The 15,710-nt window shown below is 36.9% G+C and carries 17 protein-coding genes; 7 read left to right on the top strand and 10 right to left on the bottom strand.

Annotated features, from left to right (window positions below; genetic code table 11):
- The first annotated feature begins 6 nt into the window (after positions 1-6).
- The gene (locus WM46_RS00090; RefSeq protein WP_102601119.1) at positions 7-1,140 is read left to right on the top strand and encodes a beta family protein; all 1,134 of its coding nucleotides are present in this window, start codon (positions 7-9) and stop codon (positions 1,138-1,140) included.
- 263 nt (positions 1,141-1,403) lie between these two features.
- On the opposite strand, the gene WM46_RS00085 is transcribed toward WM46_RS00090, so the two are convergent.
- The 6 genes from WM46_RS00085 to WM46_RS00060 form a co-directional block, all read right to left on the bottom strand.
- Positions 1,404-3,053, bottom strand: a complete 1,650-nt coding sequence (locus WM46_RS00085) for a DUF6119 family protein (protein ID WP_102601118.1) — start codon at positions 3,051-3,053, stop codon at positions 1,404-1,406.
- Between the two features lie 67 nt (positions 3,054-3,120).
- Positions 3,121-3,756, bottom strand: coding sequence for a His-Xaa-Ser repeat protein HxsA (hxsA, locus tag WM46_RS00080; protein ID WP_102601117.1), 636 nt, complete (start codon positions 3,754-3,756; stop codon positions 3,121-3,123).
- Positions 3,753-4,865 carry a His-Xaa-Ser system radical SAM maturase HxsC gene (hxsC, locus tag WM46_RS00075; RefSeq protein ID WP_102601116.1) on the bottom strand — a complete coding sequence of 371 codons (1,113 nt, stop codon included), beginning with the start codon at positions 4,863-4,865 and terminating at the stop codon, positions 3,753-3,755. The genes hxsA and hxsC overlap by 4 nt, the downstream gene beginning before the upstream one ends.
- Entirely contained in the window at positions 4,858-6,246 is a 1,389-nt protein-coding gene (gene hxsB / locus WM46_RS00070) for a His-Xaa-Ser system radical SAM maturase HxsB (RefSeq protein ID WP_102601115.1), read from the bottom strand. Before hxsB ends, hxsC begins: the two co-directional genes overlap by 8 nt.
- Positions 6,246-6,518, bottom strand: coding sequence for a His-Xaa-Ser system protein HxsD (hxsD, locus tag WM46_RS00065; protein ID WP_087052122.1), 273 nt, complete (start codon positions 6,516-6,518; stop codon positions 6,246-6,248). Before hxsD ends, hxsB begins: the two co-directional genes overlap by 1 nt.
- 513 nt (positions 6,519-7,031) lie before the next feature.
- Positions 7,032-7,631, bottom strand: a complete 600-nt coding sequence (locus tag WM46_RS00060; protein ID WP_102601114.1) for a hypothetical protein — start codon at positions 7,629-7,631, stop codon at positions 7,032-7,034.
- Between the two features lie 103 nt (positions 7,632-7,734).
- Here WM46_RS00060 and WM46_RS00055 point away from each other — a divergent pair, with 103 nt between their 5' ends.
- Positions 7,735-8,238, top strand: a complete 504-nt coding sequence (locus WM46_RS00055; RefSeq protein ID WP_187394429.1) for a hypothetical protein — start codon at positions 7,735-7,737, stop codon at positions 8,236-8,238.
- A 78-nt stretch (positions 8,239-8,316) separates the two neighbouring features.
- On the opposite strand, the gene WM46_RS00050 is transcribed toward WM46_RS00055, so the two are convergent.
- The gene (locus WM46_RS00050; protein ID WP_102601112.1) at positions 8,317-9,051 is read right to left on the bottom strand and encodes a hypothetical protein; all 735 of its coding nucleotides are present in this window, start codon (positions 9,049-9,051) and stop codon (positions 8,317-8,319) included.
- A 147-nt stretch (positions 9,052-9,198) separates the two neighbouring features.
- On the opposite strand from WM46_RS00050, the gene WM46_RS00045 reads away from it, so the two are divergent.
- From WM46_RS00045 to WM46_RS00025, 5 genes are all read left to right on the top strand, one after another.
- A complete protein-coding gene (locus WM46_RS00045) occupies positions 9,199-9,600 on the top strand; it encodes a hypothetical protein (RefSeq protein WP_102601111.1) in 402 nt (133 codons plus the stop codon).
- Between the two features lie 8 nt (positions 9,601-9,608).
- Positions 9,609-10,868, top strand: coding sequence for a relaxase/mobilization nuclease domain-containing protein (locus tag WM46_RS00040; RefSeq protein WP_102601110.1), 1,260 nt, complete (start codon positions 9,609-9,611; stop codon positions 10,866-10,868).
- A gap of 223 nt (positions 10,869-11,091) precedes the next feature.
- On the top strand, positions 11,092-11,370 hold the full coding sequence (locus WM46_RS00035; RefSeq protein ID WP_080845154.1) for a hypothetical protein: 279 nt from the start codon (positions 11,092-11,094) through the stop codon (positions 11,368-11,370).
- 29 nt (positions 11,371-11,399) lie between these two features.
- Complete coding sequence (locus tag WM46_RS00030) at positions 11,400-11,786, top strand: hypothetical protein (protein WP_080845153.1); 387 nt, start codon at positions 11,400-11,402, stop codon at positions 11,784-11,786.
- A 19-nt stretch (positions 11,787-11,805) separates the two neighbouring features.
- Positions 11,806-12,120 (top strand): cell wall-binding protein, encoded by a 315-nt coding sequence (locus WM46_RS00025; protein WP_080845151.1) that lies wholly within the window; start codon positions 11,806-11,808, stop codon positions 12,118-12,120.
- Between the two features lie 51 nt (positions 12,121-12,171).
- Here the strand turns inward: WM46_RS00025 and WM46_RS00020 are convergent, their stop codons facing one another.
- The 3 genes from WM46_RS00020 to WM46_RS00010 all read right to left on the bottom strand — a co-directional run bounded on the left by WM46_RS00020 (position 12,172) and on the right by WM46_RS00010 (position 15,163).
- Positions 12,172-12,597, bottom strand: a complete 426-nt coding sequence (locus tag WM46_RS00020) for a hypothetical protein (protein ID WP_102601109.1) — start codon at positions 12,595-12,597, stop codon at positions 12,172-12,174.
- Positions 12,598-12,743: 146 nt separating this feature from the next.
- On the bottom strand, positions 12,744-13,142 hold the full coding sequence (locus tag WM46_RS00015) for a hypothetical protein (protein ID WP_102601108.1): 399 nt from the start codon (positions 13,140-13,142) through the stop codon (positions 12,744-12,746).
- 14 nt (positions 13,143-13,156) lie between these two features.
- Positions 13,157-15,163, bottom strand: coding sequence for an integrase (locus tag WM46_RS00010; RefSeq protein WP_102601107.1), 2,007 nt, complete (start codon positions 15,161-15,163; stop codon positions 13,157-13,159).
- Between the last annotated feature and the right edge of the window lie 547 nt (positions 15,164-15,710).

The raw sequence follows: 15,710 nt of genomic DNA, 5'->3' as shown, positions 1-15,710 counted from the left end.
GTCTATATGTACCCTAAATATATGCCGATTTTAAAAGCTAAGAAAGGTGAGTTAGATGCCATTGAGTCGATGCTTCCTTATCCCCACGTTATAAGGGACATGTTTCCGATTTTTGAAATCCCATATCTGTCGAAAAAACAGAGAGCAAATAAAAAATATTCTAACATAGGTAATCCTGTTGAGTTTTTTCTAAACAATACAATTAAAACATTGTCCGAAAGAATGCAAAAGCTTCCTATGGGGATTGATATAAGCAGATGGCCTCCAAACTCTTCTCTTGAAACAGGGGAGCATATTTTAAGTCATCTCACCAGTGCCTTAAGAAATGCTGGGTGCAATATCATTCCTGTCGTCGGTTATGACCGATGGGAAGATGATGAGTATGCTACTACTTTGCAACAATTAGGTGCAAGCTATACTGACTTTGTAATTCGGTTAAACTCTTTTGCTTTTGAAGATATGATCGAAGAAGAACCGTTTATTGAAACAATAGAAGGTATTTTAACCTCGCTGGGTGCAATGCCAGAAAATTGCTCTGTCATGATAGATTTAGAAGATATTACTAAAACATCAATAGTTGATCTAAATGAAACAGTACAGAGAGCACTGGATTCATTGGACAAGTATAATTTTAAATTTATTTCAATTGCGGGAAGTTCAATAACAAGTGATATTAATGGAATGGTTCCTACCCACAATTCAGAAGGTATAGTTATTCGTAAAGAAGCTAAGGTATGGAAAGCATTCAAAAAATTCCAACCTGATTTAAATTTAGTATTTGGAGATTATGGTATCGTCAATCCCTCTATCGGAGATGACATCATTGCACCTGATGCTAACGGTAAGATTAGATATACGATAGACGATAGCCTTTTCGTTGTAAGAGGCTATTCTCGTGCTACCGGTAAAAAGGGAGCACAAATGCAAGATCTATGTAAAATACTGGTTTCATCCCCCCATTATAAAGGTGAGCAATTTAGCTGGGGTGATAAAAAGATTTATGAATGTGCCAATGAAGAATTTGTTGGTAATACTACGAATTGGGTATCAATTGATACTACACATCATGTAACTCATGTAGTTTCAGAAGTTAGAGAGTTCGAATTGATTATCCAGTATCAAAGAGAGCATCAAAATTAATAATAAAGCTTCATGGGCATTTTTAATTAATTTACCGGATATGATACCCGATTAGCCGACAAATCAAGTAGATTAATGCGTGGCACTAATGATTTTATATTTATTGTTTTTTTAAAACGAGATGATGAATTTTTCCTCCCCCCTCCTCTTTTTCAAAGAGGAGGGCATCATTATTTTTGATAAGTGACTTTTATAAATGGTCAAAACAAAGTTAGCACTTACAATGTTCATCCTCCGAGTGTCTGAAAAATAAGTTTTAGAACCTATGCTTTCTCCCCTGTCTTTTTCTTTGCTTTTTGGTTTTTTTGGGGAGGTTTGGTTTTTTCGTGATGGGAGTAATATATTTTTGGCTTTAAATTAAACCCTTCAACAATTTCTTTCCAAGTTTGTATAGCTAATAAAAATTGAATAGAATTGATATCTATTAAATTTTTAACTTTTTTTGTAGTGGAAATCCATAACACAACATCGGTAATGGAGCTTTTAAATTCTATTGCCCCCCTTTGTATAGTTTGGATGGTTGTTATTGACTGCTGAATATTATATATTAGATCATGAGGTTTATCGGATATTTTTACGGCAATCAACTCCCCATTTTTATATAGGTCTGCAACCTCGACATTATAATCCTTCCCTACCTCACTTATTGAAGTGATTTTTGTAAGCTGTCTGTCTAATAGCTTATAGCCTTGCTCATTGGCCATTTTCTCATTGAACCAATACTCCCTGTAATCCAATTTATCTTTAGAATTACCTTGAGTGATTTGCTGTTTTTTAATTGATTGCCATGTATTGAATTCAACTTCCTTAAGATCATCTTTAATTTCAAAAGTTATGTTTTTTAAGGAATTAGAAAGGTATTTCATAAAAGCAGCATTAAATTTATTCCAATTACCTCTTTTAAGGAAGTAGTGCTCGCTACCTTCAGTGTAAGTAATGCTAAGAATTTCTTTCAGGGATGCAGTGTGTCCATTATTTGCATCATTGGTTAGTTTAACATAAACTTTATTAATATCTTTTATGGCGTTTTTATCGAAAAACTCCTTTATATCTGTTATTTTTATATCATTTAATTTATTTGTTGATTGATCATACTTGCTACTTCCCTCAATTTTTGTGTGCAACTTAAAGTGTGTCAAAGCGTTATTTATTATAATAGAGGCACCAAAAGACTGAATTTCATCTATGATAACATTTGCGTCACCTGTGAGAATTGAATTCAGAAGGCACTTGTCAAGCTCTTCTATTTTTAATTCGTCAGTTATTTTTTCGGATTTAGGAAATTCAATTATTTCCTTAGTTGCTAATGAAGAATCTATATCGTCGAAGACATCAACCAACGCAGTAGGATCTCCATCTAAACTTAGTTGGATTGAGTCTGAAAAAGTAATGTTATTACTTCCCCACTTATCAGTCTCTTTCGCCTTCGTTTTAAGATGTTCAATTGATTCACCAGGAAAATATGATCCTTGCACAAATTTTGAATATGATGACGCCTCCTGACTCTTACCTCCACAAAAGAATCTGCTTTTCTTAAGCAAGATATTCTCATCATTAGCTATACGCATTGCTATATTTAGTCCAAAGTCTGCTTCTATAAATTTGCTAAGATAAAAATGCGACTTACCAAGACTAATAAGATAACAATTTTCAGGGTCTTTTTCTTTAAATCCTATTAGCAGACCAAAATAAAATATATTATGTGGCTTTTTAGTTTTTTCGTTAAAGAAATCACTAAAAACTTCCCACCACCAAACTTCATTCCCTTTTAATTTATCAGAGAAATAAAACTTAAGTTGATAAGCCTTATGCGATATAGTTTTTTGCTCAACAAGTCCTTCTTTAGTTATTTTCTTTGTCAACTCAGTCAAGAGCTTACATGGCATCCTGTAAATATTATAACTCACTGACATTATATAGCCTTTTGTATTTTTATTGTGTAAGAGTGAAATTGTAAGTGTGCAAGTTCATAAAAATGTCTTACCGAGCCAATATATTCAATGAATTTAGCAACTGTGTATCCAAGGTTTCCCTTGCCGGTGTGGGGAGTCCGTTTGCAATTCTGTAATTCTTGATAGCAGTTCGTGTCGCAGGTCCCATGCTTCCGTCTATATTGCCGTTATAGAACCCCTTATCGAGTAACGCAAACTGTACTCGCATGATTAAACGTTTACGCTTTTCAGTATCAGAAGCCACCCCACTACTTGCACGGTTAGTTCCATTCGTTCCATTAGAGTTTGTGGTCGTAGAGGTATCCATGTCATTAGAGCGAAGCGAACGAATAGATGAAGAAGACGATGACGAACTTGTCCCTGAACTGGATGAACCTGATGAGCTTGGTGAACTGTATGTTTTAGGATAATAAGGAGTGCTTCCACCATAGTACCCACCACCAGACGAAGATCTATGAGAACTATGGCTTCGATGGGAGCTATGACTACGGTGCCCTGCAATGTAGAAAGGTACTTCCGTGTTAAGTGGAGCTATGACTAAATCGTGCTCATTAAGAGTCATGCCGGGCAAATCACTCGCTCCAGTGGAAGAATCACTTGCCCATACAGAATTATTGAGTGCTAAAAATCCCGGAAGCAGAGCAGCGAAATTAAATTTTTTCATAAAATTGGTCTCGGTGGTTGATGAAAACGGCCTTTTGATGAACTGAAATAGCCAGCACAGGAAGACTTCTGAGTACATTCATCACATTCTTTGGGATAGTAATTTTTCCAGTCAGAAATTGACTGAGTAGCAAACCCCCAAGCTCTTTCAGGAAGATGGCACAATGGGTAATTGAAGATTGTTAGAGGGATGCCTGACCTTTGTGCTGTGCCTATGGCAGAGAGAATTTTCTCACTATAGCTATCATGCTCAATAAAGATTGATGACCAGTTTTTACGTGCCCAGCCAATAGATTCTAACCCCATAAGAGAAATCTGGTTGATATTGGAGAACACGCGACCAGCAAACTCTATGATTTTGTCCAGTTCCATATAGTTAGCCAGTGTCGGAATGATTCTTAACTCAATGTTGATACCTGAGTTACCGGCATTGATAAGCCCCCTAACTGTCTCATCAAATGCCCCCTCGCTTCCAACCAGATAGTCATGAACTGACGACCTTGAAGAATAAAGCGGAATACCGAAAGTTATTTTGAGCTTTTCGCTTCGCTCTTTTACCTGTTGAGTAAAACTGACATCTGCGAACTTTCGCCCGTTGGTCAAAACATGCAAAGCTGTCTCAGGCGAGTTTTCGATTATGAAGTCGAGAAAGTGCAGGAAATCTTCGCCATACATTAGAGGTTCTCCCCCACTCACTCCGACTATGCCATTCAGTGAGAAAGAGGCGATGGCAAGTGCTGACTGGTTAAGAAGCCAGTCATCGTTTCCTGTCTTAGGGGGTTGGGAACAAAAAAGGCAACTGTTATTGCACCTTTCAGTTACAAGGACAGTGTTATGGTTTGCTCTTCGTGACAAAATCACCCTAATCATGTTGCCATTGTTAACAACCCCTATATCACCATCTTCTATGGAATTGAAAAGATCAGTGCTCACAACGAAGTCTGCAAAATATGCAGGAAGTCTGGAATCAAGTTGAGTTTCACTGACCAGTAAATTTGGCAGATAGAATTGAGGATTTTCGGGCTTAAATTTGCACAGGCGATAGAAACCTTGCTGAACTGGCAGATCTGCCGTAAATCTGAAAATGTCGTTTCTCAGCACCTCAGACATAAGCCCACCCTTTAAGCATCTTTGCCATCGGTCCATCCTGAGAGATTTCATTCAGAAGGAAGCGGAACATGCCTTTGTGATACTGGCAGAAAGTAGAACGACTCTTGTCACCAACAGGTTCGCCATGAACACTAATGTTCTGGCAAGGATCTGCTCCACAGAAAGGCTGGTATGCACAGGTGTCACAACCTGGCATGGCGAAGTTAAATGAAGATGAGAGAGCGGAACGGTAGTATTCGTTGCTACTGAATGAGAGTGAGGCAAACTCTCCTGCACTGAAATCTGCTTCCGGGTTTACTTTCTGAAGCATACGACTTTCATCACTACCGTAGACTTTACCATCATAATTGAACAGGATGCAGTTCAGCACGACTCCGCTTGGCGATTTTAGATCTGCATAACCACTGAAGCCTGGATTGAAAATTCGCTTGAGATGAATAGCAGCCGAGTGCTCAATGACAGGTATGCCCTTTTCATTCTGAATCAACACTTCCTGCATCAACTCTTTATAAAAAGCAAAATACTCTGGCATTGAAAAAGTGAAGCTCTGCTTCTGAGCAAACCCATAAGGACTAACAGGCCTGATAAACATGTCTGTAAGACCCAGAGACAGATGAGCATCTACTATGGAAGCCGGCTCCTTTGTCAGTTCCTTAGTAACGGTGGTGACAGTTGCTACCCGGTTTGTCCCAAGTTCTTCTGTGATTTTCCGAATACCTGTTACTGCTTTGTTGTGAGCCTGAAAGTCAGTAAGGATGCGATTCTTGTTATGGACGGCTTCATTCCCATCAAGCGAGACAGAGAAGGTGATATTCCGCCCTTTAACCCATGAGAGGATGCTTTCATCGAGTAATGACAGACTTGTAGCAATCACCATTTCGAAAGCATCCCTACCCAATGAAATCTCGCACTCGTGATAGATTGACTGGACAAGATCGAACCGGAGAAGTGGTTCACCGCCCTGTACTTCTATTTTATAGGGAGGTGTACCCAGTTTCTTTATAGTGTTGACAATTTGCGGTATCAGTTCAGGATTGAGGTCATAACCATCAGCGGTGACCGATGCCCTACTGACCTGGCAATATTTGCAAGTATGATCACAACGAAGAGTAGGTACAATCATGAAGATTGGCCTGACCGCCAATTCATTCATGAGTCGTTTGGCAAAAGCCGAACTTAATGCATAAGGAATAACAGAGGAATTATCATCTCCGCTAATGAAAAGTTTGCTTTCAAGCGATGAGGACTGTTCTTGACTGATAGGACCGTTTACCAGATCGAGAAATTCCTGCTCACCTAAAAAATGATGAAAGCCAGCGAGGTTGCTGATGAAAACGCGGTCGTCAGGCATCCTGTCGAAGTTGAAAGGCATCAGTCTCATTATGCAAGCCTGTCATCTATGCTTCGGAGAACCTTGCTGACAATGGCATCACGCAATTGACCGGTTTGATGATGAAGTTTCTCCCTGAGGCTAAAATCGTTTACCAGCCTTTCGAATTCAAACTCACATTCAGGACTACTTGTCTCAAAGAAGATAATCCAAGAGGATATATTTTCTTCAAGTTTCCATGAGCTTACAGGTGTCATCCAGTACAGGGTGTTTCGGATGACCCATTCAGAAAACTGATCTTTTTGTAACACCTTTTCCCACATTGTCATTACCTTCCAAAGAAATAATAACGGAAAGAAACTTATTCCATTTAAGGATTTTTCTTATAGAATTAAGGATACAATATTTTTAGAAAAATGTTACTGAGTATGTCAAAATTCTGAGATCCAGTTCACTTTGAGGTTAAATCGAATCGCATACTCAAATGATGCAGCAGTACCCTTTTTCAATGGTTAAACTGTTGAAATTGACGCAGAAAGGGATTTCTAAGTAGGTTCTAGCTTACTGGTGGCATACATTGGTGGTAGTGGGAGAAAAACAAAAAAACCACCTGTCAGGTGATTTTTTGTAAAACAAATATTGTGTTCGTCTGCTTGCATCTTTCAGCGCCATGTGGAGAGGGCAGTCTCTTTTACCACACCCAGTAAATATAATACTATATATTTTCAGAGAACAGTCAATAGTCTAATAATAAAATTAAAATCCCATATAGCATACCTATTAGCTACAATATTTTGTTTTAAAAATTAAAAAATCATCAATATTGGCATTTTCATTTAAAAAAAAGAATGTTTAATATCTTTGTTAAAAATATTAATCTTAAAATAATTTAAATTGTGCAAATAGAGGCATTTATATTTCAAGTAAAAAATATTGTTTTTAATGCCGAAATCAGTTTCATCATGTAATTTATCTATATAGTCATTGAGAATACTCATAATTAATTGTGGTTTGATATAATTATAAAAAATAAAATATTGGATAATTTTCATGGAATTTAATATTCTTTCTTTTGATAATAAATCTATAATGCAATCTCGATTTTTATTCCCATTTATTCTTTTTATATAAAATTTAGCCGTATTTCTAATATCATTAAAATATTCGGCAGGAAGTTCTTCTTTTATCATATAATCTATTTTAATAACATTATGTTCAGATAACTCGACATATAACTCCTTTATATTATTTTTATTTTTAAGATTTATAATTTTACTTGCTATATCATTACTGTCAGTTTGCGAACAAAGGTTTATTCCAAACCTATATTTGTTTAGGTAAACGACATCATCTTCACTTATTAATAACTTGTAATTAAAAAACGTTTCATTTACATTACTTATTAGTTCTGCTATATTATTTTCGAATTGATTCATAACATACTTAATCCTCTTGTAATAATAATTTAATAGTTAAGTGATTATTTTATATTAGTCAAGAGAAGAACAAATATTCCAATTGTTTATTATGGGTATTAAAATGAAGATAGAAATAAGTTCCCAAAATTATATTTTAGTTCTTGTATATTATCCCTTATGTCTCATCCCGCCTATATTTATTACATATTTTACACCTTACATTACAAACTCTAAGTATGTTGTTTTTTATTTCATTATGGCAAAGAACAACCCAAAACCATACAAAAGATTTCTTTCGAGAAAAAAAGCAGAAGAATTTTATAGTAACTTAGTTAAAGAAGATACTAACAAAATAGGGCATATAAATTCTTTTGTTTCAGTAAATCTAAGCCTCACTGTAACTACTAAAATTGTTAATAGTGAAGAAGTTTATAATAACCTTGAATTTAATGGTGGAAAAAAAAGATGGGAATCTTTTGACAAAGAAGATCAAGATTATCTAAAAAACCTGCTGACCCCACTTCCCAATTACATAAGTAATACTTTGGAAAACACTAAAAAAAGAAAAGATGCTTTATTAGAAGCTATCGATATCTCTAACGAAGTGAAATTGAAATTTAAATAAACATATGCAAGGTATGACTAAGAGAAGCTCCGCTTCTCTTGTCCCTTGCTTTTTTCGCCGTTCCGTTGAAAAAAGAAGTCATAAAAACACATTAATTAATTTTTGGGCTACTGCTTTTTTTTCTTCAGGAAGAATTGATAACCATTTATCAAAAGCTTCATAGATTGAGTCATTATGGTTAATCTCCCATTTATTCCAATAGGTCATTAACTCCCATAAAGTTGGTTCTCTCTCGAATAAAGATAAAAGTTGATTTGCTACAATTCCATTTTTATCTCTATCGTATCTTTCAAGTTCTAAATACTCGATGTTTTCATCAAGCCATATTTTGAATAGTTGTTGTTTGGAAAGATTTTTCTTGGGGTTATTTATAACTTTTTGTATATATTTTTCTATGACATAGCCGTAATTATTTACGGCATTTGGTAAAACCTTTGATTTTTTCCAAACAGATGCCATTTTTTTAACTCCGAACATAGAAGTTAATTCACATAAAGACTCTTCAAACCAACTATATTTAGTATCTATAGTCAAATAGTTAGTTCTGATATGGCAATACTCATGGAAAAACTGGTAATATAATTGAGAATAATAGCTTCCTTGAATGGTCAAATTCACATAATATTGCCCTGACAATCCTCTGTTGTGATATACCATTGGAGAATTAATATTCGGATTGTTACTAATTTCGATATTATAACGAATCGGCTTACCATAAAATGAGTCCATTAAATCTATTGCAGAATTAATTAGACAATGGATATCACTTGTTGGAATATTTCCCCAGTCACTATCTAAAATTATAATGCTCATGATAATCTCCTTTTGTTTTCAATCGATTATATTATAAAAAATAAACAATGCAAACATTGACATGAATAATATTTAATTTATAAATATAGAAGGTAAGCAAAGGAATTGCTCACCCTAAAGCGAATACACATATGAAAAGGAGTTTCTATGAGTAATACAATAACCTTATCCTATACAAATAATTTCCAGCCTATTGTTAATCATAAAACAGCAATGACACCGAATGAATCATTACGAATACACTGTGTCAGTGTTCGATTTAATAAAGAAGAGTTGGAGATCCTTAATTCCAATCGCGGAAACAAAAGTAAAGGCGAATGGCTTCGTTTAACTTCCCTTAATAAACTTCCTGCCATTATCCCTAAAATAAATATTGAAGCATGGAAATCATTGTCTGACATATCCCAGAAGTTAAATAGATTAATCGATCATCTGGACACAAAAAGTAGCAATAGCGAATTAACTAAAACAGAGATCTTTGCCGTCAAGAAACAGATTAAAGAGCTTCGTTCGTGTCTCACAGCTTCTTTTGGTCAGCCAGCTAAGTAGGTATTCCTATGAAAGGAATGCAACGAATTAAAAGACACAAAAACTTCGTTAATGTTGTGAAGTATGTGTTGAAGCCTGGTTCTCACCATAAAAGTGATCCTGTTGTTATCGGAGGTAACATGACAAGTAATTGTGCCAATGAACTGATAGCAGAGTTTGATACGGCCAGCGAACTACGGAAGGACATAGCTAAACCGGCCTGGCACAACTCGCTTCGTCTTCCTCAAGGAGATAAGCTTTCCAATGAGAAATGGAAGTCGATAGCTGACGACTACATGCACCATATGGGATTCAGTGACACTCACCTTCGTTGTTATGTTCTGCATGACGACAGTGCAGGCCAGCACATACACATCATTGCTAACAGAATAGATTCAGTCTCAGGAAGGGTTAACTTAGGAAGACATGAAAGCCTTAAAAGTGGTCGTATAATCCAGGAACTTGAAATCAAATACAGTCTCACTATCACAAAAGGCCCTGAACCACTAAAACCTACGGATACTGGAAAAGAAACAAACAAAGCAATTCCCCAAAAATCAAAAAAGATTTCCCGGAATGAAGCAATGTTTGAACAAAGAACAGGTGAGATCTGCAATAAGCAGCGGTTACAAATGCTCCTTGATAAAAGTTTGGCAGATTCACCAGATGTGAAAACTTTCCTAATGAGGCTTGAGGAAGCGAAAGTTTCATGTACAGCTAACATAGCTACCACTGGTAGAATGAACGGCTTTTCTTTCGTATTCAATGGTATTGCATTCAAAGCATCTCAACTTGGCAAAAAGTTTTCTTGGGTAAATCTTCAAAAGCTCATCGACTACAAGCCTGAACGAGACAACTCACTACTACTTAATACCAACACAGTTGCTCCTGCTCCTGCTCCTGCTCCTGCTCCTGCTCCTGCTCCTGCTCCTGCTCCTGCTCCTGCTCCTGCTCCTGCTCCTGCTCCTGCTCCTGCTCCTGCTCCTGCTCCTGCTCCTGCAACAGTTTTGAAAACCGCTGAGAGAAAGGAAAGTATCGGTAAAAAAATTGCAGAACTGGAACTACGGCTCAGAGAAGACAAACGGAACGAAATCGTAGAAAAGATTCTTCAAAAGAATGCAGTCAAACAGCAAAAGCATCTCAGGCTCACCGGCTGGATTCCCTTTTTACAACGGCTCATAGAGCTTCTCAGAAAATATGGAAGGAGCATCCTCCACAAGGTTCCTACAAACTTCTCAGAAGTCTATTCAACACATCATCTGAAACCCGAAAGAAAAATTCGTTTATAGACAGCTAGTTGTAAACACCTTTCGTAACCACACTCCATTCTCTAGTAATAAATTTGTGTTTAGTCAAGAAATTATTGATCGTTATTACAGATCGATAAACTATTTATGATAGCCTTTACCTATCATGATTCAAACATCGATCGGTACAAGTGATTTTACTTTAGCCAGCCAGCCATCGAGAATCCCTATAAACACGCAGTAAATCTTCCACCCTGGGGTTGCTATGAAAAACGAAACAATTAAGTGCCCGTTCTGCTTTCAGGAGAGTCCGTTTGGTGTCCGTGTCTGCACTGGCTGTCATTCAACTATTAGATATGGAGCCGTTTCAGCCTGGTTAGCTTTACTAATAGGAATTGTGCTGTTAGCGATTGCTTTTCTTATATTCGCTATCAGTCAAAATTTTATATTAACTGTCGTTATCTATTTTGCGTCAGCAATTTCTTTAAAATTTTATTTACGTAAAAAATTTGCACACAGAGCCGTTTTTACACATAAAAGCTAACCCTGTCCAAATATAATAAGGAAGATAAAATGAATAAATTTATTATTACATCCTTTTTTATTGCAATATTTTCAATTTCTGGCTGTTCTACATCCGGCAACCAAAAAATCAAAAATGAAACGGCACAGAGTCTACAATCAAAAATAATTAAAAACAAAACAACTAAGGCAGAGCTACTTGCTCAACTTGGTGAGCCTGACACCAGAACGACTCTTGACGATGGCAACGAGCAATGGAGATATTTCATGTATAACAATCAGTTCAATGCCTCGACTTTTATCCCTGTTGTCGGTTTGCTAACTGGCGGTTCCCAGACTCAGTCTAAAACTCTCGAAATCGACTTCAATGGAGAAACCGTAAGCAAATGGACATTCTCTACTGATAATAACAATACAAAATCTGGCATTCTTAATTAATCGTTTCCTGGACAAGAAAATGAAAACATACTCAATTCTCGCAGTTATCCTTTCTACTTTTCTATTAACAGCCTGTAATTCAGAACCTTCTGAAAAAGATATATTTAATGTTTTTAAAAGTGTTGTAGACAGGTCAAATGCAAGTATGAAAGCTCTGAACTCAAGTATTCCCGAAAAAGATCTTTTAAGAATCGATTATGTGAAGAAAGTAAGTTGCACAGAAGAAGCAAACAATGTTTATAACTGCATTGTCGATGCCTCGATTAGCAATATGAAACAGACAAAGCCTGTTAAGCTTGTGAAAGCTGATGGTGTCTGGAAAGAAGTTCAGTAGTAGTTATATCGAGAAGTCTCTTTTAGCCCCTGCATAGGGGCTTTTTATTGCCTATAATCTGACGGTTCTCACGCGAGCTTCATGGATTAACTCTTTCTCAATTACTTTCATTTCATATTGTGCTCTGACAGTAGCATAGATTTCTTCTGCTTTTTCCTGATTGTTATCTATGTAATTAACAAGCGAGTTTAGCTCTCTAAGAACACCTTGTTTGTTATTTAATCGTTGTAGTAGATTGCTTGTCAGACTTTTGTATACCGAGCTAAACATAGCCATTATGTTATCAATATTACGATTGGATTTGGAATAAATCCTTTTAGGATAGAAATATTTTAAATGGTATCCCACAAAAATTAGGTAAAGTTGATATGAGAAACTTTTATCTCTGGGATGGTATCTTTTTGAGATATACTTATCGACAATAATGATAAGTTGCTCTTCCAGAGTAAAGTCTGGATTGATATTGATTTTGTCCATAAAATGCATCCTTGCAAAAAATAGTTATAGTCATCCTGACTATATATAAACTTATCGAATTTATTTAATTTGTCAATAGACAAAAACTATTAACTCAACATTTAACACATTTATACTAACTTTATCAGATGTACCGATTGCTCAAGTCAATGTCGCTCAATGGTAGGTAGATCTTCATTCAACTGGTGTTCTTCCATTCCATGCTTATAAGCATTATACTGCCACTTCACAAACTGTTCTTTTAAATTTTTATTCTGTTCTTCGAGGTGATGAACTCTTTTCTCAAGATTTGCAATTCTCGCAGCAGCAATCTTCAGATTGGCAGGTTTCCTGACCTCATTATCCGTAGCCCGGATACCTTTCTTTCTGTTCTGATAGGCTTCAACAATATCTTTATTCATGTTCAGAGATTGTCTTGTCGGTTTTTTACCGATTAATGGTTCAACAGCATTACATATTTCATCCCATGTAATTTTGTCATTATCCCAAACAATTATTGTATTTATGATTGTATCTATATCATTTCGGTTAAGATGTTTTGCCATATGCTTCTCCTGTTTTACTCTATATATTTATCATTCCCATTATTTTCGAGATTTTCTAATTTATTTAATACTCGCCCAAGCTGAGTGAAACTTTCCCCACCGGGTTTTATACGTGAACCGTCTGGTATTTCGTTATTTGAAAGGATTGCGATCAATTCATTCAATCGAGTAAGGGTCAGTGCATGATGCTGAACCCATCGGTCAGCACCCAGTTCTTCTTCCGTCATTGACTCCCTGGCTTTGGAGAGAAGCCCTTCTGTCATATTGCGCCTTTCCCTGAGCCGCTGGAGCTTCTCTTCTTCGCCTTTCACACAAACTTGCTCGTTGCAGTTTATACAATCCCTGAACTTGTCGCAGGGGCTCATCATATAGTCATGAACACAGTAGCCAAACTCGGTGACATGAACTGCACCATGTTCCCAGAGATTGATCATACCCGGAGTAACAGGAAGGTTCGGCTCTACGGAATCAATCATGAAGGCCTGTGAGCCGATAGTGCTGATATCCAGTGTCTCGGCCTTACGGAGCATCTCATCTTCTGATACGTGGTTGTAAACCGGGTTTTGGGTAACCAGTGCTCTCCCGGACCACTTCGCCAGGTCGAGATCTGACATCCCGTTTCGCTGTCCAATCGTATTGAGTAAATGACGAGGCTGATGGCTTCTCAAATGCAGAGCTTTTCCTTCCGGGCCAATATAGCGATGTCTGATAAATATGTTTTCAAACCTTAGCCCCTCATACTTATTCTCAGAAATATCTATCATGAAAATATTTTTAGTTGGTTTCTGTAACTCGTAAATGATAGTTTCATTTCTTTTCTCCAGTTGATGGGTGTTCAACAGGCAAAGTGCATTGCTGTATTTTATGCCTTTGTTTTTATCATACCATGGAAAACCTTCTGGTAATCTGGAGAGGATAACTTCCCATAATGAGTTCATGGTGTAATTTTTCTGGCTATTATAAAAACTCACTCCAGATAAAAACTTTACATTCCCATTTTTTCTTTCAAGGTTATATCCTAATCCTTCACATATCTGCCAGGGTTTTAATATTTCGTTTTCGCCTGTTTCAGGAAGGCTATCCCGTCTGAAGAATGTAGATGGATTCTCCTCCACCCACTGTGCGAATTCACGGGCATTTTTTGAAAGTTTCTTTAACCTTTCTATTGCCCTCCTGGCAACGGGAACCATAACGTCTGGAATCCATTTAATGTCCGCACCATAACCCTTGAGGGAGTAAAACCTTAGCCCATACCTTTCCACCCCGTTAGAGTCTGTTTCCGTAATCTCGCAATCACAGGGAAGTGCCAAAATCTCCGATATCCGACTGGGAGCACACATCAGGAGCGCAAAAATTGAAGTAGTAAAAATATCCCGGCAACTCAATGCCTCATCAGGCAGTGAGAAGATCTCTGCCATAGCATTCAAAGCCGTTTCATCCGGAAGTTTACTTAACCTTGCTTCATCTGCTTTTTTAGACACACGGTTAACAGATTCCGGTGGTTTTATTGGGCTGACCCATGAAAGGACACCCGCGATCAGTAGACCATTCTCACCAAGGAACTTCACAAATTTCTGAAGTTCCAGCCCATAATCATAGGCCGGATGTTCTTTGTAAAGACTCTTGATGGTTTGGATGGCTTCATCAAGAACAGGTATGCTGACCCCGGTGATATTTGCATTTTTATTGACCATCAGTAATGTTTGTTCGACAACTTTTAATATGGTCAATGAAGCTGACAGCTTCCATCTGCTTTTGGTTAAAGCCGACTGATATCTCATATAAGCTTTAGCAAAATCGATATAATCCTCATCGAGTAATTGTTCTTTATCTGTTTTTACCTTACGTTTTACATTTATTTTGGTAAAAACAGCGACACCTCTCCACTCGTAAGACTCCCAGTTAAAATCACTCCCTAAAGCGGTAAGATCGTATCTGCAAAATCGGATAAACTCTTTCAGATTTAACTCTGCATTTATATCAATCTTTTTCCTGAAGAATAATACATTACTATCGGTCATATGGATTTATTCCCCTTGTGTGAGCTTCGCATTATGTTGCAGTGGTTAATTACTTCCTTTACAGCAATGATCGTTCTGTCGAGCGATTCCGTTACAATTCTGTCGTTAGTTATGCTGTATATTCGCTCTCTTTCGCCAATCAAATACTGATAAACCTTTTCATGCGGTCCATCCAGCCAGGGGGTAAAATGCATACATGTATAACAAGGAATGGGGACATTAGCTGAACATGTGGAACATTGCTGACAACTGCCAGTGTCTTCGCCATCATGATTTTTAATTTTTATACCTGGAGTTATGTCGTATTCAATATCTTCTTTTCTTTTTACTTGTCCTCTGAATACGCATGATATTCCAGTCAATGCCTGCCCCATAGTTTTATCAATCTTATAAGCATTATCAACATGATTCTGAACATAGACTCCTACACTCTTAATCGTGGAGTGATCAAGTAGCTCTGCGATAATGAATTCTGCATAGCCTTCTCTTGCTGCTCGTGTTCCTAACGTATAACGAAACCTTCTGGCATTTATATGTAAAGATTCCC

It is taken from the genome of Citrobacter freundii complex sp. CFNIH2 (assembly GCF_002880615.1).
Taxonomy (GTDB): domain Bacteria; phylum Pseudomonadota; class Gammaproteobacteria; order Enterobacterales; family Enterobacteriaceae; genus Citrobacter_A; species Citrobacter_A amalonaticus_F.
The sequence above is the reverse complement of the archived record's forward strand: the minus strand, read 5'-3'. Positions and strand labels throughout refer to the sequence as shown.

Coding starts and splice junctions, on each gene's coding strand:
- hxsB (WP_102601115.1), bottom strand. CDS start 6,246: ATGAGACTGATGCCTTTCAACTTCGACAGGATGCCTGACGACCGCGTT.
- hxsC (WP_102601116.1), bottom strand. CDS start 4,865: ATGTCTGAGGTGCTGAGAAACGACATTTTCAGATTTACGGCAGATCTG.
- WM46_RS00010 (WP_102601107.1), bottom strand. CDS start 15,163: ATGACCGATAGTAATGTATTATTCTTCAGGAAAAAGATTGATATAAAT.
- WM46_RS00045 (WP_102601111.1), top strand. CDS start 9,199: ATGAGTAATACAATAACCTTATCCTATACAAATAATTTCCAGCCTATT.
- WM46_RS00030 (WP_080845153.1), top strand. CDS start 11,400: ATGAATAAATTTATTATTACATCCTTTTTTATTGCAATATTTTCAATT.
- WM46_RS00090 (WP_102601119.1), top strand. CDS start 7: ATGTACCCTAAATATATGCCGATTTTAAAAGCTAAGAAAGGTGAGTTA.
- WM46_RS00035 (WP_080845154.1), top strand. CDS start 11,092: ATGAAAAACGAAACAATTAAGTGCCCGTTCTGCTTTCAGGAGAGTCCG.
- WM46_RS00040 (WP_102601110.1), top strand. CDS start 9,609: ATGAAAGGAATGCAACGAATTAAAAGACACAAAAACTTCGTTAATGTT.
- WM46_RS00015 (WP_102601108.1), bottom strand. CDS start 13,142: ATGGCAAAACATCTTAACCGAAATGATATAGATACAATCATAAATACA.
- WM46_RS00085 (WP_102601118.1), bottom strand. CDS start 3,053: ATGTCAGTGAGTTATAATATTTACAGGATGCCATGTAAGCTCTTGACT.
- hxsD (WP_087052122.1), bottom strand. CDS start 6,518: ATGTGGGAAAAGGTGTTACAAAAAGATCAGTTTTCTGAATGGGTCATC.
- WM46_RS00020 (WP_102601109.1), bottom strand. CDS start 12,597: ATGGACAAAATCAATATCAATCCAGACTTTACTCTGGAAGAGCAACTT.
- WM46_RS00060 (WP_102601114.1), bottom strand. CDS start 7,631: ATGAATCAATTCGAAAATAATATAGCAGAACTAATAAGTAATGTAAAT.
- WM46_RS00025 (WP_080845151.1), top strand. CDS start 11,806: ATGAAAACATACTCAATTCTCGCAGTTATCCTTTCTACTTTTCTATTA.
- WM46_RS00050 (WP_102601112.1), bottom strand. CDS start 9,051: ATGAGCATTATAATTTTAGATAGTGACTGGGGAAATATTCCAACAAGT.
- WM46_RS00055 (WP_187394429.1), top strand. CDS start 7,735: ATGAAGATAGAAATAAGTTCCCAAAATTATATTTTAGTTCTTGTATAT.
- hxsA (WP_102601117.1), bottom strand. CDS start 3,756: ATGAAAAAATTTAATTTCGCTGCTCTGCTTCCGGGATTTTTAGCACTC.